The following is a 19,914-nucleotide window of genomic DNA, read 5'->3' as shown; positions in this document are numbered from 1 at the left end:
CGTGGTGGTGTGGGAGCGGCGTGCCGCGGGGCCGCCTCAGCCGGCCTGAAGGTTGTCGGCGACCTCGCGTGCCAGGTTGGTGAGCGCCTCGTCGGCCAGTTGGTCCGGACCCGAACCGTCCGAACCGTCGGCCAGGTCAAGCTGGATCCGGGCGCCGCCGGAATCGGCCGACTCGACCCGGATCTCGGCGGACCAGTCGGCGTCGCCACCCCACCGGGCTCGCAACTCCGCACCGTTGATATCCGCGGCGGGGGCGCCGCCTCCGCGCAGCGGTTCCGGCAGCCAGGCAGCGGCCCGGTTGGGGTCGGTGGCGGTGTTGAAGACCACCTCGGGTGGCGCGGACATCCCGCGCACGGCGCGCGCCGGCATCAGGAGTCCCGCAGACGGTTGGGGTCGACCTCCCGGCCCGGGTGACGCGCCAGGTATTCGGTCTCGAGTTCCGCCGTGCGCCGCAGGTGGTTGGCGAGCGCGGAGTCCGCCGCGTGTCGCAGGGTGTCCAGGCGGGTGCGGTGCAGGCTGTGCATCTCGCGGATCAGGTCCTCGTCGGTCAACTCCGTCGGGTCGATGCCGAGCAGGTCGCCGTCGAGAGCGCCCGCCGGGTCGGCGAGGTGATCGCCACCCCACTCGGGCACCCGCTGCTCCGGGCTCATATCCGTGCTGCCGTTGGACGCAAAGCCGTCCTCACGTACCGATCCGGTCATCATCGCCCCCCTTGATCTCGTTTGGGCTGGCGTCTAGACGATTGCCCAGGCGTGGTGACGCCAAACCCTCCCGGCCGCGCGACAACTACGACACGGTGTCGGAGACCGGCGGTGCCCCCGGTACTCTCGGTGCCATGAGGCGGCTCTGGACCCCGGCGTGGATCGCACGTCACGTGGCCATGGTCGTGCTGGTCGTGGGCTTCCTCGGGCTGGGCTGGTGGCAGATCAGCCGGGCCGCCGCCGGCAACAGCCTGAGCTGGGGGTACGCGGTCGAGTGGCCGATCTTCGCCGGCTTCGTGGTCTATGTCTGGTGGCGTGAGGTGAAGCTGGCCCGTCGCCGGGCGACCGACACCGACGTGCCCTCGGCCGAGCCGGCCGCCGAGCCCGCGCCGGCGGTCACCGCGGGGTCCCGACCGGCGGTACGCCGACCGGTGCGGGTGTCCCGGATGCCGTCCGGCGGCGACGCCGTCGAGGACACGGACCTGGCCGCCTACAACAACTACCTGTCATGGTTGAGCGCCAATCCGGGCGCCCGACCCGGTGACTATCCCGGCTGAGCCGGGCTCGGAAGGACGGACGAAGGTGGGCGCTGCCCTTACCCGCTACCGCGCGATCGCCTGGATCGTGGGCGTCGTGCTGATCCTGTTGGTCGTGATCGGCATGCCGCTGAAGTACGTGTTCGACAACGCGGTCGTGGTGGAGACGGTGGGGCCCGCGCACGGGTTCCTCTACATGATCTATCTGGTGGCCGCGTTCGACCTGAGCCGTCGGGCCGACTGGCCGCTGAAGCGGATGCTGCTGGTGATGTTGGCCGGGACCGTGCCGTTCGTCTCGTTCTACGCCGAGCGCCGGGTCAGCGCCTGGGTGGCCGCGCCGCAGGAGACCCGGGCCCCGGAGCCGGCCGCCCGCTGAGCGGCTGGGTGCCGACGCCCAGCGAGCGCGGGCCCACCGTCCGTCGACTCAACGGCTGGGCCGCCACGGCTCGGCGGAGGCGAGCGGGTCGACCCAGCCGCCGTACCTGTTCACCTCCCGGGCCCGCAACAGCGCCCGGGTGACCTGGCCGAACTGCCGCTCGTCGTCGGCACTGAACAGCAGCACCTCCGCTCCCCCGTACCACCCCCACAGCTCGTGCGGCGGTGGGCGCCAGCGATCGCCGACCAGGGCCAGCGCAGCCGGCAGCAGGAACACCGCACCGAGGATGAGGTAGGCCCCTGCGGTCAGGCGGTGCAGCCCGCCGGTGAAGCCGAGCAGCAGCCCGACGCCGCCGAGCATGCTGGCGGTGATGATCACGGCCCGGACGGCGATCCGGTCGTGCGGGCCCCGGGTGGTGCGCAGATGGGTCAGGTCGGCGACCCGGTAACTGGTGCGGCCGACGGTGAACCTGTCGACGGTCACGATGATGCCGGGCCGGGCGTACAGCAGGGTGGACCGGCTACCCGGCACCGTTCGCGGCGGTCGCACCCTTGCGCCTTCACGATTCACGGTTCCTCCCGCATGGACGCTTGGCCGAGGTGCCCGACGGTGACGACTACCGCTGTCTGCCGACGGGATTCCCGGCGTCAGCACCCATTGTGTTTGTGCAACGCCAGCCGACCTGGGCAGTTACCGGTTCTCGACAGCTCACCCCGACGAGGGACATCGCCCAGAAACAGCATCCATTTCGCCTTTTATCGGTTATGGCCAGCCATCATCCGACGGCATACGCCCGGAACGACGAAAGTCGTATATCCGTCAGCAGGCCTAAAAGGGGCGCTACCCGGCCGCAGCAGGTGTCCGCAGCGCCATCCAGCGCAGGAACACGAGCAGCCACTCGCCCAACTTTCGCCCCTGCTTCAACTGCGAGCGACATCCGTCCCGGGTTAGGTTGTGTGCGCCGGTCCGGCCCAGTGCCGTCCGCCCGGGTGGCCCCGGCCGGTGTCGCCGAGGGCGTCAGCAGCCCCGGCGGCCGTGGGAGAGGGGCCTTTCGCTCTTGTCATCCCTGAGAAACCTGCTGCGTACCGTGGCGCTGGCCGGCATGTCGGCCGCGCTTATCGCCCCGACGGCGGTGGCACGCGCCGAGCCGTCCCCCGCCGACCTGACCCGCCGGATCGAGACATCTTCGGCCGAGTTGGAACGGGTGGTGGAGTCGTACAACAAACTGCGTGAGGAGATCAAGGCCAACGAGGCCTCGGTGGCCCGATTGAAGGCCCGCATCGGCCCGCTGGAGCAGCAGGCCGAGCAGAGCCGGGCCGACGTGACCGAGTTGGCCACCACGGCGTACAAGAGCGGAGGCCTACGGACCGCGGACGCCCTGCTGCGTGCCGGCGGCTCCGCCGCCCTACTGGATCGGCTGGGCACGCTCGACCAGCTCACCCGCCAGCGGCAGGAGAGCATCTCCGGCTTCACCGCCGACCAGCGACGACTGCTGGACGAGAAGGCCAGCCTGGACGCCACCCTGGCCCGGCAGGCCGCGCGGGCCCGTCAGCTCGCGACGGGCAAGAAGCAGATCGAACAGGACCTGGCCAAGCTGTACGAGCTGCGTCGGCAGGCGTACGGGGCGGCCACCGAGCGTCCCGAGCCGAAGGCCGCGGCCACCGTGGCCAAGGACGTGCCCGCGGTGGCCGGTGACGCCGGCGCCGCCGTGCGCTACGCGTTCGGCGCGGTGGGCAAGCCGTACGTCTGGGCAGCCGACGGGCCCAACGGCTACGACTGTTCCGGGCTGACCTCGGCGGCTTGGCGGGCGGCCGGCAAGTCCCTGCCGCACAACACCCGGATGCAGTGGGGTGCCGTCGCACACATCGGGCGGGGCGACCTGCGCCCGGGTGACCTCGTCTTCTACAGCGGGCTCGGGCACGTCGCCCTCTACGTGGGCGACGGCCAGGTGATCGACGCGCCGAGCGCGGGCCGCAACGTGCTCAAGCGGGGCATGAACATGATGTCCATCCAGGGCTACGGCCGGGTCCGCTAGCGGACCCGGCAACGGCGAACGGCCGGCGTCCCCCTATCGGACGCCGGCCGTTCGCCGTCATTACTACCAGGTCAGGCTGCCTGCAGCCCTTCCGCCCGGGCCAGCTCACGCAGCCGGCCGAGGGCCTGGATCTCCAACTGCCGGATCCGCTCGCGGGACAGCGAGAACCGGGACGCGACCTCGGTGAGCGAGTGCTCCCGGCCGTCCTCCAGCCCGTAGCGGGCCCGCATGATGCCGGCGGACCTGTCGTCGAGGTGGTTGAGCAGCCCCTCGATGCGCTGCCGCTCCAGGCCGCTGAGGACGATGTCCTCCGGCGACGGCGCGTCGCTGTCGGCGACCAGGTCGCCGAGGCTGGTGTCGCCGTCGTCGCCCACCGGGGTGTCCAGCGAGACGGTGTCCTGCGACCAGCGGCGCAGCTCGTTGACCCGCTCGACGGTGACGCCGAGGGAGGCAGCGATCTGCTCCGGCTCCGGGTCGCTGCCCAGCTCACGGGTCAACTGCCGGGCCACGTTGCGCATCCGGTTGACGTCCTCCACCAGGTGCACCGGCAGACGGACGGTGCGCTCCTGCTGGGCGATCGCCCGGCTGATCGCCTGACGGATCCACCAGGTGGCGTAGGTGGAGAACTTGTAGCCGCGCTCGTAGTCGAACTTCTCGACCGCCCGGACCAGGCCGGTGTTGCCCTCCTGGATCAGGTCCAGCATGGGCATGCCCGACCGCACGTAGCGGCGGGCGATCGACACGACAAGTCGGAGGTTGGCGCGGATGAAGAGATCCTTCGCGCGCTCCCCCTCGACGACCAGCCACTCCAGGTCAGCCCGATCCCGGTCGGTACCGCCGGGGGCGGCATCCTCACCGAGCAGGTGCTCGGCGTAGAGGCCGGCCTCGATCGCCTTGGAGAGATCGACCTCCCGGGCGGCGTCCAGCAGTGGCGTCCGAGAGATCTCGTGCAGGTAGACGCCGACCAGGTCGCGCTCCTCGGCCACCTGATCGGTGCGCATGCCGATGTTCTTGTCCACGTTGCCCACGGTCCCCTCGCTCGCGCCGGTTGCCCGGTTCCTTGCCATACCCCACGTCCGTCAACCCCTGGTAACTTCTGCTGTGCGCATCGGTGCTGACACCTACACAACAGATGAGACGTGTCGGGGATTCCGTGTGGTGAGTCGAAAGTGTCACGAATGCCTGAGTCTTAGCTGAGAGCACGGTCCACGTTTGCTGTCAGCATCCCGTCGGATGGCTCGCCGCTGGGCACCACGCACGGGTCACACACCATGGCAACACCGCCCGCCGTGGGGGCACAGCGACCCGGGTCACCACCACGCTGCGATCCTGGTCACTGCCAGATACGCGTCGAAGGACCGGTCGGTTCATCCTCAGGGGTGTATTACCCCCCGGCCAGATGAACAATCCGAAGCCCCGTTCGCTTCCCGGGGCGCGGTGAGCCTAGGCCTGTGTCGTCGAGGCCCTAGGGGGTGAGCAGGGCGAGGGCACCGCGTACCTGGTCGGCGGAGCGGGCCAGCGCGGCCCGGGCGGCGTCCACCTCGGCTCCGGAGACCAGGGAGACGAGCGCCGTCTTCAGGTCACCGTCGGCCTCGGCGAGCGCCTGCCGGGAAACCTCCTCGGAGCAGCCGGTGGCCTCGATGAGAATCGAGATCATTCGTCCGCGGAGCTTCGCGTTGGTGGCCACCATATCGATCATGAGGTTCGAGTAGACCCGCCCCAGGCGCACCATGACGGCTGTCGAGAACGTGTTGAGCACCAACTTCTGCGCCGTGCCCGCCTTCATCCGGGTAGACCCGGTGACCACCTCGGGTCCGGTGTCCACCCCGATGAACACGTCCACCGACCGCGCGGCCTCCGCCTCCGGATTGGCGCAGAGCAACACCGTCGAGGCGCCCTTGGCGCGGGCCGCGGCGAGCGCCCCGAGCACGTACGGCGTGCGTCCGCTCGCCGCCAGACCCACCACCAGGTCGTCGGTGCGTACACAACTGGCCGCCTCGACCGCGCCGCCCCGGTCGTCGTCCTCGGCGTCCTCCACGGCCCGCCACATGGCGTCCGGGCCACCGGCGAGGTGGGCGCAGAACCAGTGCCGGGGCGAGTTGAAGGTGGGAGCGAGTTCGGCCGCGTCGAGGACGCCGAGCCGACCGGAGGTGCCGGCCCCGAAGTAGTGCACCCGGTGGCCGCCGCGTAGCGCCTCGACCGCCAGGTCGACGGTGGCGGCGATCTCGTCGAGCACCGCGGCGACCGCCGCCGGCACCCGCCGGTCCGCCTCGTTGATCACGGTGAGCACGTCCCGGGTCGACATCAGGTCGAGGTCGACGCTCAGCGGGTTGCGGCGTTCGGTGGGTGCGCCCACCCGGACCGTCGGGCGGGCGTGCGGTGCGGGCAGGTCCTCGTCCGGTTCCACCGCACCGGGCGTCACGGCCGCCTCCGGTTGGCACCCACCCGGTGCGACTGGACCGCCTCGGCGGTCGACTCCAGGGCCTTGCGGGCCCGAGCCCGGTTGCGGGCGGCCACCCCGACGAAGAGACAGTCGACCACGGTGAGCTGGGCCAGCCGGCTGGCCGTCGCCCCGGAGCGGTAGGTGGTCTCCCGGGCCGCCGTGGTCAACACGAAGTCCGCCACGTCGGTGATCGGCGAGCGCGGGAAGTTGGTGAGCGCCACGGTGACGGCACCCCGCGTACGCGCCTGCTCCAGCACCTCGATCACGTCGGAGGTCGTGCCGCTGTGCGAGATGCCGATCGCCACGTCGCCCCGGCCCAGGAGGGCGGCCGAGGTCAGCGCGGTGTGCACGTCCGGAAAGTAGAAGGCGATCCGGCCGATGCGGTGCAGCTTCTGCTGGAAGTCCGATGCGACGAACCCGCTGGCGCCGGCACCGTAGATGTCGATCCGACCGGCGCTGTTGATCGCCTCGACCACCTGCTCACAGATGGCGGGGTCGAGCTGCTCGGCAGTCTCCTCGACCGCACGGGCGTCGTTGAACGCGATGGTGGCGATGATCTGGGCGAGGTCGGCGCCGGGCGGGATGTCACCGCCGACCACCCGGGCGTCCGGTGGCTCGATCCGGCGGGCGGCCTCGGCAGCGAGCCGGATCCGCAGTTGGGGGTAACCGTCCATGCCGACCGAGCGGCAGAATCGGATGACCGTCGCCTCCGAGGTCTCCGCCGCGGTCGCGAGGTCGGTGATGGTCCGCCGGGACGCGGCGGCCGGGTCGGAGACGACCAGCCGGGCAACCCGCTGCTCGGCGGGCGACAGCGACGGCAGCAGCCCGCTGATGTGGACGATCAGCCCACCGGGCTCCTGACTCGCAGAAATCTTCGGACTCTTCGCCACGGATGAAACTTACTTTCACCTGGCGTGAGCGTCAACCATGACCGGCCGGGACGACGAAAACACCTCGACGGCCGGATCACCGGTCCCGCACAGCCTGCCACTCCCGCAGCACCGCCGCCTCACCCGCCGGGTCCAGTCCCCCCTGCCGGACGGCGGCCGGGTCCGCTGTCATCCAGGCCGCCGTCGCCCGAACAGTGTCGGACAGTGGACGGACCGCCAGCCCGGCGCCCAGGGCCGGTCGCGCGTCCCGGTCCATCAGGCCACCGGACTCCGGCAGCCGCACCCACAGCGGCAGGGCCCGCTCTCCCGACCACTCGCGGACGTCGTGGGCCAGCAGGAACTCCTGGTCCACCCAGGTGAGGACCGGATCGGCGACTCCCAGCCCGGCGGCCACCCCGTGCAGCAGGTCGGCGCGGGACATCGCCGGCCCGGTGCCGTCGTACGTGCCGGCGAGGCGGGTGCCGGCGGCGTGCAGCAGCCAGCCGGCCAGATCGGCCACGTCCACGAACTGCACCCGGTCGGTCGGCCGGCCGGGCGCGAGCACCTCTCCGCCGGCCGACAGCCGCCGCACCCAGTACGGAAAGCGGTCGCTCGGATCCTCCGCGCCGACGATCAGCCCCGCCCGGCAGATGAACGAGCGGTCCACACCCATCCGCTCCCGGACCAGCCGCTCGATGCTCACCTTGCACTCGCCGTACCAGCGGTTGTCCGGGTCGGGCAGGCCGTCCACCTCCGGTGGGGCCGGCGGCAGCACCGGTGCGTCCGACGCGGTCTGACCCGGGGTGGTGTTGTCCGCGTACACCGAGATCGTCGACACGAAAGACCAGTGTCCGACCCGCTCGGCGAGGGCGGTGAGCGCGTACCGGGCGTGACTGACCTGGCGGGTCACGTCGACCACGGCGTCGAAACCGGCGTCGGCGAGCGGCGCCAGCGCCCCGGGATCGTCCCGGTCCACAGACACGAACCGGACGCCGGCCGGCACGGCTCCGGACACGCCCCGGGCCGCGCAGGTCACGTCGTGCCCCCGCGCGACGGCGAGTCGAGCCACCGCCCGGCCGAGAAACCGGGTACCGCCAAGAACGAGGATCCGCATCGGCCGATCCTGCGCCCTCAACCTCCGAACGCCCCAACGAATCTGCCCACCGCAGACGGTGATCATGAGGTTGTTGCCACTCCGATCGGCGTGTCACGGCAATAACTCCATGATCGACGGAGCGGTGGGGTGGGGGTGGGGGGTGGGTGGGTGGGGGCAGTAGGTTGGGGGTATGGCGGGGCGGAGTGTGTTGGTTACCGGGGGTACCGGTGGGCTTGGCGGGGCCGTGGTGGGCGCGTTCGTCGAGGCGGGCTGGCGGGTGGTCGTACCGGAGCGGACCGCCCGGCCCGGGTCGGGCCCGGCGGCGGACGACCTGGTCCGACTGGTCGCGGACCTGAGCGAGCCGGCGGGCGCCGCGCGGGCGGTCGAGGCCGCCGCCGGCGAGTCGGCCGCGCCGCTGCGGGCGGTGGTCAACCTGGTCGGCGGGTACGCCAGCGGCGGCCTGGTGCACGAGACGCCGGTCGAGGACTTCGAGCGGATGCTCACCGTCAACCTGCGACCCACCTACCTGGTCACCCAGGCCGCGTTGCCCCACCTGGTGGCGGCCGGCGGCGGCGCGGTGGTCTGCGTGGCGGCCCGCGCGGCGGTCGCCCCGTTCCCCGGCGCCGCCGGCTACGTGACGGCCAAGGCGGCGGTGTTGGCTCTGGCCAACGCGATCGCGGTGGAGTACCGGTCCCGCGACGTGCGCTGCAACACGGTGCTGCCAAGCGTCATCGACACCCCGGCGAACCGGGCCGCCCAGCCCGACGCCGACCACTCCCGCTGGGTGGCCCCGGCCGAGATCGCGTCGGTGATCCGGTTCCTCGCGTCGGCCGAGTCCGCGCCGACGAGCGGCGCCACCGTGCCGGTCTACGGGCGGGCCTGAGCCACCACCGGGTCACCATCCCCCTCCGCGGCCCGGGGGGACGCCGGCAGCCAGGTCCCCAGGTGCGCCTGGATCTGCTCGGTCACCTCCTCGGCCGGACGGCCCGCGTCCACGAGCACGAAGCTCGGATATTCGGGCAGGGCCCGGTAGGCGGTGTCCGCCGCGGTCAGCCAGCCCATCGTCTCGTGGTCGGTGCCGCGCTCCTCGATACGCCGGTACGCCTCCGCCGGGTCGACCGCGAGCAGGAACGTGACCTGCGGGGTCGGGAACAGTCGGTAGCCGGCTCGGGCCAGCCGCTCCCAGCGGTGTCCGCCGTGGGCGCGGATGCTCGCGTACTGGCAGGCCGAGTAGCGGTCCATCACCGCGGTCCGGCCGGTGAGCAGGCAGGTGACCAGGGCTACGGCGATGGCGAGCCAGCGCAGCACGGACTCCACCGCCAGCATGCCGTCACGCCCGACGAGCCGCTGCGCGTCCGGCCGGCCGAGCCGGTGGGCGACGCGGCCGAGCCAGCGGCGCCCGCTGGCGTTGCGGCGGTAGGTGGCGGGGCTCCCGGCGGCCGTCAACGCGTCGGCCAGCCGGTGCGCCTGCGTGGTCTTGCCCGAACCGTCGATGCCGATCAGGGCGACGGTGCGCAACCGGGCCCTGCCGCGTCGCATCCCCGATGATCTGGCCACCCTCCACAGATTATCCGACCGCCGCACCGACCCCGCGAGGTTTGTGCTGTTTCGGCCCTGTTGACGCCCGACCGAGTCCCCAGCAGGTGTGGCCGACCGGAATGCCGGGTACGGGAGTCTGAAACCCAAACCGCCGGTCCACCAACACGACGACGGGAGATCCAGATGGCTGAGCGCGGGGACGAGAGTCTGGTGCACACCCTCAAGAAGGTCGCCGCCGTGCTCAAGCAGTCCGAGATCCCGTTCGCCCTGGGTGGCAGCTTCGCCGTCTACGCCCACGGGGGGCACTCCAGTGAGCACGACGTCGACTTCCTGATCCGGGAGGCCGACGTGGAGCAGGCCCTGGAGGCCCTGGTGGCCGCCGGCTTCGTCGCCCAGCGACCACCCGAGGACTGGCTGGTGAAGGTCTTCGACGACGGCCGGATGGTGGACCTCATCCACCGGCCGATCGAGACACCGGTGACCGAGGAGACGTTCGCCGACACGGTCATCCGGCCGGTGGACGCGATCCACATGCCGGTGCTGTCCGCCACCCAGCTGATGGTGCACAAACTGCTCAGCTTTTCCCAGCACTACTGCGACTTCGCCCGCGGCCTGCCGCTGGCCCGGTCACTGCGGGAGCAGATCGACTGGGAAAGGGTACGCAAGGAGACGCAGCACTCGCCGTACGCCGAGGCGTTCCTGGTGCTGCTGGACCGGCTGGAGGTGGTGCCGGCGGTCGGCACCCAGCCAGGAGAGGGGACACCGTGACCCATCATCACGACATCGGCGCCGGGCCACCGGACGAGTACGTCGAAGCCGAGATCCAGCGCCTGCTCGCCGAGGACCCCGCCGTCGCCGAACAGGGCATCACGGTGGTCCGACGGGACCGCGCCCTCGTGCTGTACGGCGAGGTGGAGAGCCCGCACCGGCGCGCGGAGATCCTGCGCCGGGTGTCCGAGCGCTTTCCTGACGTACCGATCGCCAGCGACATCGGGGTGATCCGCGCCCAGGCGCCAACGGAGATCGAGCAACTGCCCTGAGGGAGGTTCCATGGTGATCCGGATCGCCGCGGTGGGTGACGTGCATCTGGACGAGGACGTGGTCGGACGGTTCCGACCGGCGTTGGAAGAACTGCCGGAGTGCGCCGACGTGCTGCTGCTGGCCGGGGATCTGACCCGGCACGGCACCGAGGCCGAGGCGCGCTGCGTGGCGCAGGAGTTCGGTGGGTTGGCCGTACCGGTCGTGACCGTGCTGGGCAACCACGACCACCAGTGTGACCAGGTGCCCCAGGTGGTCAAGGTGCTCGAGGACGCGGGCATCACCGTGCTGGAGGGCAACGGCGTGGTGTTGGACTGCGCGGGCGGCCGGCTCGGCATCGCCGGGGTCAAGGGCTTCGGCGGCGGGTTCGCCGGGCGGTGCGCGAGCGACTTCGGTGAGCCGGAGATGAAGGCTTTCGTACGGACCACCACCGACAGCGCGGACCGCCTCGGCGCCGCGCTGCGCTCGCTCGACTGCGACATGCTCGTCGCCCTCACCCACTACGCGCCCGTGCCGGACACGCTCGTCGGCGAGCCGTTGGAGATCTACCCGTTCCTCGGGTCGTACCAGTTGGGACAGGCGATCGACTCGGCGCCCACCGCGCTGGCCCTGCACGGGCACGCGCACGCCGGCAGCGAGCGCGGCACGACCCCCGGCGGGGTACGCGTCCGCAACGTCGCGCACCCGGTGATCAAGCAGGCGTACAGCGTCTTCCATGTCGGCGATCAACTTGATACCGACCAGGTTTCCACGCTCGGACCGTCGGGTATTCAGAGGTCATGGAGCTGATTCTTTGGATTCTCGCAGTCGTACTCGTGGTCGCCGGCATCCTCGCGCTGTTCCGCCGGCAGATCCTGTGGGGCATCGTCCTCATCGTTGTCGGGCTGTTGGTCGGCCCGGGTGGTGTCAGCATCTTCAATTAGCGTTCGCACGACGTCATAACCGGGACCCGTCGGGGTCGCCGCGACCGGAGCTCCGTCCTCCCGACAGGAGCACCGGCCGCGGCGATCCCGGCGCTTTTTTGTGGGCGTTCGTGCCACCGTCGGCGGTTTGAGCTGCCGCCGAAGGGAAACTATCTCGACCATGGAGATATCTCAGGACGCGCCGAGGACCTCCGGCCGGCGACGGTGGTGGGCCCTCGTCGGCTTCGCCGCGGCCGTCTTCGTCGCGGCGGCGATCGGCGGGCTGGGGGTGCAGGGCACCACCGACGAGTACGCGAGCCTGCGGCAGCCCGACTGGGCGCCGCCCTCCTGGCTGTTCGGCCCGGTGTGGTCGCTGCTCTACGCGCTGATCGCCGTGGCCGGCTGGCTGGTGTGGCGGCGGGTCGGCTTCTCGACCGCGCTCTGGGCGTGGACCGCGCAACTGGTGCTCAACGCCATCTGGACCCCGCTGTTCTTCGGCGCGGGGCAGTACGGGCTGGCGTTCGCCGAGATCGTGGTGATGTGGCTGGCGATCGGGCTCACCGTGGTGCTGTTCGCCCGGGTGTCCCGGGTGGCGGCCGCGCTGCTGCTGCCCTACTGGGCCTGGGTCACCTTCGCCGCCGCGTTGAACCTGTCGATCTGGCGGCTGAACTCCTGACCGACAGGTCCCGGCGGCGCCGACCGCCGGGACCGTTGCCGTTTCCGGGTCAGCAGCGAGGGACGCCGGGGATGTATCCGTCCGAACCGGTGTACACGTACGCGTCGGCGATGTACCTGCCGGAGCCGATGCGGTCCCAGATCGAGCTGGTGCCGTACGTGCCGGTGACACTGGTGCCGCTGGTCTGGCAGGCGATGGTCACCCGGGTCCCGTCGGCGACGGTGCCCACCGAGGCGTACCCGGTGCCGGGGCCGGAGCGGACGGTCAACGCGGTGCCGCTGGTGTCGACGGTGCCGTTGCCGCTGCCCGAGGAGCACCCGTTGTCACTGGTGTAGGTCTTGGTGCCCCAGTAGAGGCCGAGGGTGCCGTTGAAGCGGACCTGGACGTCGCCGCCGTTGAGGCGCTGCTCGTAGTGCAGGTGGGGGCCGGTCGAGCCACCGGTGCTGCCGACCCAGCCGAGCACCTTGCCGTAGCCGACCGTCTGCCCGACCGAGACGTTGAAGCCGTTGAGGTGGGCGTAGTAGGTGTTGTAACCGCCACCGTGGTTGATTCGGACGTACTTGCCGTAGCTGGTGCCGCCGAGATCCGTCACCCGGTCGACGGTGCCCGGGGCGCTGGCCACCACGGGGTCGCCGACGTCGTCGGTGCGGTTGAAGTCGACGGCGTACGCCGGGCTGTGGTCCGACCTCGTCTGGCCGGACCAGGACTGGCCGCACGGGAAGGGCACCTTGAAGGTCGGCGCGGCCAGCGCCGGGCTCGCCGGCACCAGCGCTCCCCCGACGAGCAGGCCCGTCACCAGCAGGCTCATCCACCGCTTGCGCATACAGCTCCTCCTATGTCGAAAACCTTCGATCCGGTGCGCTCAGCCTGACAGATATCGTCAAACTTCGAAAGGGCCGAAGATCAGTCCCGGCAGCGCGCTCACCAGGCAGACCGCAGGTTTCGGGATTGTTACTCGCTCGTGTCTGACTGGGGGTGGACCGGAGCGAATGCAAGCGCTTACATGTGTGCACGCCCAATCGGACCGGCGACGGGTCACCAGCACGACCGCGCCGGCTAGGAAGGAGGACGGCATGGCGGTCTTTACCAGACCACGCCAGGCCTTCGTGATCGCCGGCGTACTCGGGCTGGCGCTCAGCGCCACCGCCTGCGGTACCGGCGACGACAAGAAGAGCAACAACGCGGGCTCCGCCGAGTGCGCCGCATACGACAAGTACGAGGGCCACGACGGCAAGAAGGTCTCGATCTACGCGTCCATCCGTGACGCCGAGGCCGACCTGCTGGAGCGCTCGTGGTCGGACTTCACCAAGTGCACCGGCATCGAGATCGACTACGAGGGCAGCGGCGAGTTCGAAGCGCAGCTCCCCGTGCGGGTCGACGGCGGCAACGCCCCCGACATCGCCTTCGTACCCCAGCCGGGCCTGGTGAAGCGCTTCGCGGACGCCGGCAAGCTGAAGAACCTGAGCGCCGACACCAAGGCCCTCGCCGAGCAGAACATGCCGGCCGACTGGCTGAAGTACGGCACCGTGAACGGAACGCTCTACGGCGTGCCGCTCGGCGCCAACGTGAAGTCCTTCGTCTGGTACTCGCCGAAGACGTTCAAGGAGAAGGGCTGGGAGGTTCCGACCACCTGGGACCAGCTCATCGCCCTGAGCGACAAGATCGCCGCCAGTGGCATGAAGCCGTGGTGCGCGGGCGTCGAGTCCGGTGACGCCACCGGCTGGCCGGCCACCGACTGGATCGAGGACGTGGTCCTGCGGACCCAGGGCCCCGAGGTCTACGACCAGTGGACGACCCACGCCATCCCGTTCAACGACCCGAAGATCGTCGACGCGGTTGACCGCGCCGGCAGCATCCTCAAGAACGACAAGTACATGAACGGCGGCTTCGGCGGCGTCAAGAGCATCACCACCACCGCCTTCCAGGAGGCGGGCCTGCCGGTGACCACCGGCAAGTGCGCGATGCACCGACAGGCGTCGTTCTACGCCAACCAGTTCCCCGAGGGCACCAAGGTGGCCCAGGACGGCGACGCGTTCGCCTTCTACTTCCCGGCCATCGACGCCGCCAAGGGCAAGCCGGTGCTGGGCGCGGGCGAGTTCGTCGTCGGCTACGCCGACCGTCCCGAGGTCCAGGCGGTGCAGACCTACCTGGCTTCGGCCGAGTACGTCAACAGCCGCGCGAAGCTCGGCAACTGGGTCACGGCGAACAACAAGCTGGACATCGCCAACGTCGCCAGCCCGATCGACAAGCTGTCCGTCCAGATCCTGCAGGACAAGACGGGCACCTTCCGCTTCGACGGATCGGACCTGATGCCGGCTGCCGTCGGCGCGGGAACGTTCTGGAAGGGCATGGTCGAGTGGCTGAACGGCAAGCCGACCGCCCCGGTGCTCCAGGGCATCGAGAGCAGCTGGCCTAAGTGATCCCGGCGGTGGCCCGGTCCGCGATCGCGGGCCGGGCCACCGGCCGAGGTGGACCCGGAAGGGAGGGTTGATGAAGTTCGACTTCGCCGATCAGCAGCCGAAGTTCCTCATGCTGATGTACGGGCTGGTCGCCTTCGTGGTGGTCGTGGGTGGTCTGCTCCTCTTGCTCGACGTGGTGCCGGCCTGGTTCGCCCGCAGGCGGGAGGCCCAGCTCGTCGCGGCCTCCGTGGGCGGGGGCCCGCTGCCCCGCCGACGCAAGCAGCGGGAGGGGCTCTTCGCGTTCTTCTTCCTGCTGCCGACGCTGCTGCTGCTCATCATCGGCCTGGTCGTGCCGGCCATCCGCACCACGCTGCTCTCCCTGATGGACGGAAGCAGCACCAACTGGGTGGGTCTGCGCAACTACGGCTGGATGTTCTCCGACGACTCGATCGTCCGGGTCCTGATCAACACCCTGGTCTGGGTGCTCCTCGTCCCGTTGGTGGCGACCGGGTTCGGCCTGATCTACGCCGTACTCGTGGACAAGGCCCGGTTCGAGGCGGTGGCCAAGTCACTGATCTTCCTGCCGATGGCCATCTCCTTCGTCGGCGCCAGCATCATCTGGAAGTTCGTCTACGCCTACCGGGGTGACGGCGACCAGATCGGTCTGCTCAACCAGATCGTGGTCAGCGTCGGCGGTGAGCCGAAGCAGTGGCTGCTGGAATCACCGCTGAACACGCTGCTGCTGATCGTCATCATGGTCTGGATCCAGGCCGGTTTCGCCATGGTGGTGCTCTCCGCCGCGATCAAGGCCATCCCCGGCGACATCGTGGAGGCCGCCCGACTCGACGGGGTCACCGCCTGGCAGATGTTCTGGCGGATCACCATGCCGAGCATCCGGCCGGCGCTGATCGTCGTGGTGGTGACGCTCACGATCGCCACGCTCAAGGTCTTCGACATCGTCCGGACCTCGACGAACGGCAACTACGACACGAGCGTGATCGCCAGCGAGATGTACAACCAGGCGTTCCGGTACGGCCAGAACGGGCAGGGTTCCGCACTCGCGGTCTTCCTCTTCATCCTGGTCATCCCGGTCGTGATCTACCAGATCCGCAACCTCCGTCAGCAGCGGGAGGGCTGAGATGACCACCGCAACGCCCACCGTCGCCGCCGGCACCCAGAAGACCGACGGCACCCCGACCACCGCTGCCGGACGGGTCCGCAAGCGGCTGAACAGCCGCACCGCGACCCTCGTCTCGGTCATCATCGCGGTGGTCTGGACCATCCCGACCTTCGGCCTGCTCGTCTCGTCCCTCCGCCCCGAGGACGAGATCAAGACCACCGGTTGGTGGACCGCGTTCACCAACCCGCAGTTCACCTTCGAGAACTACCAGCAGGTCCTGTTCGGGCGGTCGTCGTCCTCCGGGCAGCTCGCCGGGTCCTTCATCAACTCCCTGGCGATCACCATTCCGTCGGTGCTCTTCCCACTCGCCTTCGCGTGCCTGGCCGCGTACGCGCTGGCCTGGATCAACTTCCGCGGCCGGGACTGGGTCTACATCGCGATCTTCGCGTTGCAGATCGTGCCGTTGCAGATGGCCCTGGTGCCACTGCTGAAGTTCTTCTCCACCGGCGTCACCCTCGGCGGGGTCACCCTGATGCCGGCCTGGGACCTGGTCGACGAACAGAAGTTCGTCCAGGTGTGGTTCGCCCACACCTGCTTCGCGCTCCCGTTCGCCGTCTTCCTGCTGCACAACTTCATCTCGCAGCTGCCCGGGGACCTGATGGAGGCGGCCCGGGTCGACGGGGCCACCCACCCGAAGATCTTCCGCAGCATCGTGCTGCCGCTGATCACCCCGGCCCTCGCGGCGTTCGGCATCTTCCAGTTCCTCTGGGTCTGGAACGACCTGCTCGTCGCGCTGATCTTCGCCGGTGGCGGCAACGAGACCGCCCCGCTCACCGTCCGGCTCGCCGAGATGGCCGGCACGCGGGGCAACGAGTGGCAGCGCCTCACCGCCGGCGCGTTCGTCTCCATCGTCGTACCGCTCATTGTCTTCCTGTCCCTGCAACGCTTCTTCGTGCGAGGTCTACTCGCCGGCAGCGTCAAGGGCTGACCCGCCCGCCCGCCGCCGCCTGGCCCCTCGGGCGGCGGCGGGCGCATCGGGCACCGAGCGGGGGATACCGTGACGAGGATCGATGATGTGGCCCGGTTGGCCGGCGTGTCCACGGCCACCGTCTCGCGAGCCCTGCGCGGGCTCCCGACGGTCTCCGCCGCCACCCGGCACCGGGTGCTCGCCGCCGCCGAGCAACTCGACTACGCGGTCTCACCGAGCGCGTCCCGGCTCGCCGGTGGCCGGACCGGCACCGTCGCGGTGGTGGTCCCCCGGATCACCCGCTGGTTCTTCAGCACCGTCGTCGAGGCGGTCGAGGAGTACCTCCACCAGTCCGGCTACGACCTGCTGCTCTACAACCTGGGCGGCCGGGAGCAGGTCCGCCAGCGGGTTCTCCGCACGGCCAACCTGCACAAACGGGTGGACGCCATCATGCTCGTCGCCACGCCACTCCGGCCGGCCGACCTGACCGCGCTGGCCACCCTGGACCTGCCCGGGGTCACCATCAGCTCGGGCAGCAGGGTTCCCCACTGGCCCTGCGTACGCATCGACGACGTCGCGGCCGCCCGGGCCGCCACCCGGCACCTGATCGACCTCGGCCATCACCGGATCGCGCACATCTCCGGCGACCCGGACGACGAGTTGGCCTTCACCACCCACCTCGACCGACGCCGTGGCTACCGGGCGGAGCTGCGCGCCGCCGGCCTGCGGCCCGACCCGAGCCTGGATGTCGAGTCCACCTTCACCATCGACGGCGGCAACCGGGCCACCGCCGAGTTGCTGGCCAGTGGCGAACCGCCGACCGCTATCGTCGCCGCCTGCGACGAGATGGCGATGGGGGCGATGACCGCGGTACGCGACGCCGGGCTGCGGGTGCCGCAGGACGTCAGCGTGATCGGCATCGACGACCACGACCTGGCCGGTGTGCTGGGACTCAGCACCATCGCCCAGCCCGCCGCCGAACAGGGACGACTCGCCGCCCGCATGCTGCTCGACCCGCTCGGGGCACGCCCTCCGGGCCCCATCCTGAGTCAACGGAACGCCGGCCGCGACACACCGGTGATCCTGCCCACCCGCCTGGTGGTCCGGGACTCGACCGCACCACCCCGGGCACACTGAAATCCACACACCGCACCACGGGAGACGACCCTGAACACCGACCCGACGCAGCAGAACGCCTCCGGCCACCCGGTCACCGGCTGGTGGACCGAGGCGACCATCTACCAGATCTACCCCCGCTCGTTCGCCGACTCGGACGGTGACGGGATCGGTGACCTGCCCGGCATCACCGCCCGCCTCGACCACCTGGCCGAGCTGGGCGTGGACGCGGTGTGGCTCTCCCCCTTCTACCCGTCGCCGCAGGCCGACGCCGGCTACGACGTGGCCGACTACCGCGACATCGACCCGCTGTTCGGCACCCTCGCCGACGCGGACAAGCTGATCGCCGAGGCCCGGTCCCGCAGCCTGCGGGTGATCGTCGACCTGGTTCCCAACCACACCTCGTCCGCGCACCGCTGGTTCCAGGCGGCGCTGCCCGCCGCGCCCGGCAGCCCGGAACGCTCCCGGTACATCTTCCGGGACGGTCGCGGACCGGCCGGCGACCAGCCGCCGAACGACTGGCAGAGCGTCTTCGGCGGCCCGGCCTGGACCCGGACGGTGGACGCCGACGGGCAACCCGGCCAGTGGTACCTGCACCTGTTCGACACCGGCCAGCCGGACCTCAACTGGGACAACCCGGAGGTGCACGCGGAGTTCCTGGACGTGCTGCGGTTCTGGCTGGACCGTGGGGTGGACGGCTTCCGGGTGGACGTGGCGCACGGCCTGATCAAGCAGGCCGACCTGGCCGACTGGCAGGAACCACAGGAGATCCTCTCCGGCAACGAGATCGACAAGCCGCGCCCGCCGATGTGGGACCAGGAGGGCGTACACGAGATCTACCGGCAGTGGCGGCAGGTTCTCGACAGCTACCCCGGCGAACGGGTGCTGGTCGCCGAGGCGTGGGTGGAGCCGGCCGAGCGGCTGGCCCGCTACGTCCGCCCGGACGAGATGCACCAGGCGTTCAACTTCGAGTACCTGCTCGCCGCGTGGACCGCGCCGGCCCAGTACGCGGTGATCACCCGCTCGCTGGAGGCGACCGACTCGGTCGGCGCGCCGACCACCTGGGTGCTGTCCAACCACGACGTGGTGCGGCACGCCTCCCGGCTCGGCCTGCCGATCGGCACCGTACGGCCCAACGGCATCGGCATCGGCGACCCGCAGCCGGACGCCGCGCTCGGCCTGCGCCGGGCCCGGGCGGCCACCCTGCTGATGCTCGCCCTGCCCGGCTCGGCCTACCTCTACCAGGGTGAGGAGTTGGGGCTGCCCGAGCACACCACGCTGCCCGACGAGGCCCGGCAGGACCCGACCTGGGCGCGCAGCGGGCACACCCAGCGCGGCCGGGACGGCTGCCGGGTGCCGATCCCGTGGGAGGCCGACTCCCCCTCGTACGGCTTCGGGCCCACCGACGCGAGCTGGCTGCCGCAACCCGCGCTCTGGGCGGAGTACGCGCTGGACCGCCAGCGCGACGTTCCCGGCTCGACGTACGAGCTGTACCGCACGGCACTGCGACTGCGCCGCGAGCACGGGCTGGGTCGCGGCACCCTGGAGTGGGTGTCGTCCGACGACGAGTCGCTGACCTTCCGCAACGGCGACCTGACCGTGCTGACCAACTTCGGTACGGCGTCGGTGCCGGTGCCGGCCGGCGCCGAGGTGCTGGCCACCAGCGCACCCCTGGACGACGACGGGGCGGTGCCCACCGACGTCACCGTCTGGCTGCGGGGCTGACCCTGAGCCGTCCGGCCCGTCCCGCGGTACTCGCGGACGGGCCGGACGGGCCGGACGGGCCGCGCCCCTCGCCGAGGCCGACGCGGTCGTCTCGCCGCGCCCGTAGCCTCAAGATCGCGCAATATCAATGATGGAGTGGCCTCAAGACCGCGGGATACCACTACCTCAACGACAACGCCGTTGTGTCAGGGCGAGCGGTTGTTCGTCAATGGGCACTGTCTCGCCGATCATGCTGGTGTGCCGGGGTGGTCTTGTCCTTCGACCCAGTTGGTCGGCCAGGGGTGCGTGGGGTGCCGGTCGGCGGGGCAGGCATCACGGGACTCCTGGGGGGTGCAGTAGGTCGGGGCGTGTCTCGCGAGACGTTCGCGCCGATCTT

23 protein-coding genes are annotated in these 19,914 nt (G+C 70.6%); 14 read left to right on the top strand and 9 right to left on the bottom strand.

Features of this window, described 5'->3' with window-relative positions; translation table 11 throughout:
- Nucleotides 1-36: 36 nt before the first annotated feature.
- Both ACPXBU_RS29280 and ACPXBU_RS29275 read right to left on the bottom strand, forming a co-directional pair.
- Nucleotides 37-369, bottom strand: coding sequence for a hypothetical protein (locus tag ACPXBU_RS29280; protein WP_393373884.1), 333 nt, complete (start codon nucleotides 367-369; stop codon nucleotides 37-39).
- Nucleotides 369-704 (bottom strand): DUF6158 family protein, encoded by a 336-nt coding sequence (locus tag ACPXBU_RS29275; RefSeq protein ID WP_393373887.1) that lies wholly within the window; start codon nucleotides 702-704, stop codon nucleotides 369-371. The genes ACPXBU_RS29280 and ACPXBU_RS29275 overlap by 1 nt, the downstream gene beginning before the upstream one ends.
- A gap of 131 nt (nucleotides 705-835) precedes the next feature.
- Between ACPXBU_RS29275 and ACPXBU_RS29270 the strand changes: the two genes are divergently transcribed.
- Together ACPXBU_RS29270 and ACPXBU_RS29265 are read left to right on the top strand one after the other, a co-directional pair.
- The gene (locus ACPXBU_RS29270; RefSeq protein WP_425760617.1) at nucleotides 836-1,258 is read left to right on the top strand and encodes a hypothetical protein; all 423 of its coding nucleotides are present in this window, start codon (nucleotides 836-838) and stop codon (nucleotides 1,256-1,258) included.
- Between the two features lie 25 nt (nucleotides 1,259-1,283).
- A complete protein-coding gene (locus tag ACPXBU_RS29265) occupies nucleotides 1,284-1,613 on the top strand; it encodes a DUF3817 domain-containing protein (protein ID WP_425760615.1) in 330 nt (109 codons plus the stop codon).
- 48 nt (nucleotides 1,614-1,661) lie between these two features.
- Here the strand turns inward: ACPXBU_RS29265 and ACPXBU_RS29260 are convergent, their stop codons facing one another.
- Nucleotides 1,662-2,162, bottom strand: a complete 501-nt coding sequence (locus tag ACPXBU_RS29260) for a DUF6232 family protein (RefSeq protein ID WP_425760613.1) — start codon at nucleotides 2,160-2,162, stop codon at nucleotides 1,662-1,664.
- A gap of 508 nt (nucleotides 2,163-2,670) precedes the next feature.
- Here ACPXBU_RS29260 and ACPXBU_RS29255 point away from each other — a divergent pair.
- Nucleotides 2,671-3,648, top strand: coding sequence for an NlpC/P60 family protein (locus ACPXBU_RS29255; protein WP_425760611.1), 978 nt, complete (start codon nucleotides 2,671-2,673; stop codon nucleotides 3,646-3,648).
- A 71-nt stretch (nucleotides 3,649-3,719) separates the two neighbouring features.
- On the opposite strand, the gene ACPXBU_RS29250 is transcribed toward ACPXBU_RS29255, so the two are convergent.
- From ACPXBU_RS29250 to ACPXBU_RS29235, 4 genes are all read right to left on the bottom strand, one after another.
- Nucleotides 3,720-4,715 carry a sigma-70 family RNA polymerase sigma factor gene (locus tag ACPXBU_RS29250; RefSeq protein ID WP_393373898.1) on the bottom strand — a complete coding sequence of 332 codons (996 nt, stop codon included), beginning with the start codon at nucleotides 4,713-4,715 and terminating at the stop codon, nucleotides 3,720-3,722.
- Nucleotides 4,716-5,113: 398 nt separating this feature from the next.
- A complete protein-coding gene (murQ, locus tag ACPXBU_RS29245) occupies nucleotides 5,114-6,070 on the bottom strand; it encodes an N-acetylmuramic acid 6-phosphate etherase (protein WP_393373901.1) in 957 nt (318 codons plus the stop codon).
- Entirely contained in the window at nucleotides 6,067-6,981 is a 915-nt protein-coding gene (locus ACPXBU_RS29240; protein ID WP_393373903.1) for a MurR/RpiR family transcriptional regulator, read from the bottom strand. Before ACPXBU_RS29240 ends, murQ begins: the two co-directional genes overlap by 4 nt.
- A gap of 76 nt (nucleotides 6,982-7,057) precedes the next feature.
- A complete protein-coding gene (locus ACPXBU_RS29235; RefSeq protein ID WP_425760607.1) occupies nucleotides 7,058-8,074 on the bottom strand; it encodes an NAD-dependent epimerase/dehydratase family protein in 1,017 nt (338 codons plus the stop codon).
- Between the two features lie 172 nt (nucleotides 8,075-8,246).
- Here ACPXBU_RS29235 and ACPXBU_RS29230 point away from each other — a divergent pair, with 172 nt between their 5' ends.
- On the top strand, nucleotides 8,247-8,939 hold the full coding sequence (locus ACPXBU_RS29230) for an SDR family NAD(P)-dependent oxidoreductase (protein WP_425760605.1): 693 nt from the start codon (nucleotides 8,247-8,249) through the stop codon (nucleotides 8,937-8,939).
- Here the strand turns inward: ACPXBU_RS29230 and ACPXBU_RS29225 are convergent.
- Complete coding sequence (locus ACPXBU_RS29225; protein WP_393374043.1) at nucleotides 8,924-9,595, bottom strand: thymidylate kinase; 672 nt, start codon at nucleotides 9,593-9,595, stop codon at nucleotides 8,924-8,926. The two genes, ACPXBU_RS29230 and ACPXBU_RS29225, sit on opposite strands and share 16 nt — an antisense overlap.
- A gap of 183 nt (nucleotides 9,596-9,778) precedes the next feature.
- Between ACPXBU_RS29225 and ACPXBU_RS29220 the strand changes: the two genes are divergently transcribed.
- The 5 genes from ACPXBU_RS29220 (at nucleotide 9,779) to ACPXBU_RS29200 (ending at nucleotide 12,211) form a co-directional block, all read left to right on the top strand.
- A complete protein-coding gene (locus ACPXBU_RS29220) occupies nucleotides 9,779-10,363 on the top strand; it encodes a nucleotidyltransferase (RefSeq protein ID WP_393373912.1) in 585 nt (194 codons plus the stop codon).
- The gene (locus ACPXBU_RS29215) at nucleotides 10,360-10,635 is read left to right on the top strand and encodes a hypothetical protein (protein WP_393373915.1); all 276 of its coding nucleotides are present in this window, start codon (nucleotides 10,360-10,362) and stop codon (nucleotides 10,633-10,635) included. The genes ACPXBU_RS29220 and ACPXBU_RS29215 overlap by 4 nt, the downstream gene beginning before the upstream one ends.
- A 10-nt stretch (nucleotides 10,636-10,645) precedes the next feature.
- On the top strand, nucleotides 10,646-11,422 hold the full coding sequence (locus tag ACPXBU_RS29210; RefSeq protein WP_393373917.1) for a metallophosphoesterase family protein: 777 nt from the start codon (nucleotides 10,646-10,648) through the stop codon (nucleotides 11,420-11,422).
- Nucleotides 11,413-11,556: a GPGG-motif small membrane protein gene (locus ACPXBU_RS29205; protein WP_007464364.1), complete on the top strand. Its 144-nt coding sequence runs from the start codon at nucleotides 11,413-11,415 to the stop codon at nucleotides 11,554-11,556. The genes ACPXBU_RS29210 and ACPXBU_RS29205 overlap by 10 nt, the downstream gene beginning before the upstream one ends.
- Nucleotides 11,557-11,716: 160 nt before the next feature.
- Nucleotides 11,717-12,211, top strand: a complete 495-nt coding sequence (locus ACPXBU_RS29200; protein ID WP_425760602.1) for a TspO/MBR family protein — start codon at nucleotides 11,717-11,719, stop codon at nucleotides 12,209-12,211.
- 49 nt (nucleotides 12,212-12,260) lie between these two features.
- On the opposite strand, the gene ACPXBU_RS29195 is transcribed toward ACPXBU_RS29200, so the two are convergent.
- Nucleotides 12,261-13,034 (bottom strand): peptidoglycan DD-metalloendopeptidase family protein, encoded by a 774-nt coding sequence (locus ACPXBU_RS29195; RefSeq protein WP_393373923.1) that lies wholly within the window; start codon nucleotides 13,032-13,034, stop codon nucleotides 12,261-12,263.
- Nucleotides 13,035-13,284: 250 nt separating this feature from the next.
- Here ACPXBU_RS29195 and ACPXBU_RS29190 point away from each other — a divergent pair, with 250 nt between their 5' ends.
- From ACPXBU_RS29190 to ACPXBU_RS29170, 5 genes are all read left to right on the top strand, one after another.
- Nucleotides 13,285-14,631, top strand: coding sequence for an ABC transporter substrate-binding protein (locus ACPXBU_RS29190; RefSeq protein WP_393373925.1), 1,347 nt, complete (start codon nucleotides 13,285-13,287; stop codon nucleotides 14,629-14,631).
- A 70-nt stretch (nucleotides 14,632-14,701) separates the two neighbouring features.
- Entirely contained in the window at nucleotides 14,702-15,748 is a 1,047-nt protein-coding gene (locus ACPXBU_RS29185; protein WP_393373928.1) for a carbohydrate ABC transporter permease, read from the top strand.
- Nucleotide 15,749: 1 nt separating this feature from the next.
- Nucleotides 15,750-16,718 carry a carbohydrate ABC transporter permease gene (locus ACPXBU_RS29180; protein WP_393373931.1) on the top strand — a complete coding sequence of 323 codons (969 nt, stop codon included), beginning with the start codon at nucleotides 15,750-15,752 and terminating at the stop codon, nucleotides 16,716-16,718.
- A 69-nt stretch (nucleotides 16,719-16,787) separates the two neighbouring features.
- Nucleotides 16,788-17,834, top strand: coding sequence for a LacI family DNA-binding transcriptional regulator (locus ACPXBU_RS29175; RefSeq protein WP_393373933.1), 1,047 nt, complete (start codon nucleotides 16,788-16,790; stop codon nucleotides 17,832-17,834).
- A gap of 30 nt (nucleotides 17,835-17,864) precedes the next feature.
- Entirely contained in the window at nucleotides 17,865-19,538 is a 1,674-nt protein-coding gene (locus tag ACPXBU_RS29170) for a glycoside hydrolase family 13 protein (RefSeq protein WP_425760758.1), read from the top strand.
- Nucleotides 19,539-19,914: the final 376 nt, after the last annotated feature.

It is taken from the genome of Micromonospora sp. DT231 (genome assembly GCF_049847025.1).
Taxonomy (GTDB): domain Bacteria; phylum Actinomycetota; class Actinomycetes; order Mycobacteriales; family Micromonosporaceae; genus Micromonospora.
Note: the sequence above shows the minus strand (reverse complement) of the source record. Positions and strands in the feature narration are given on the sequence as shown.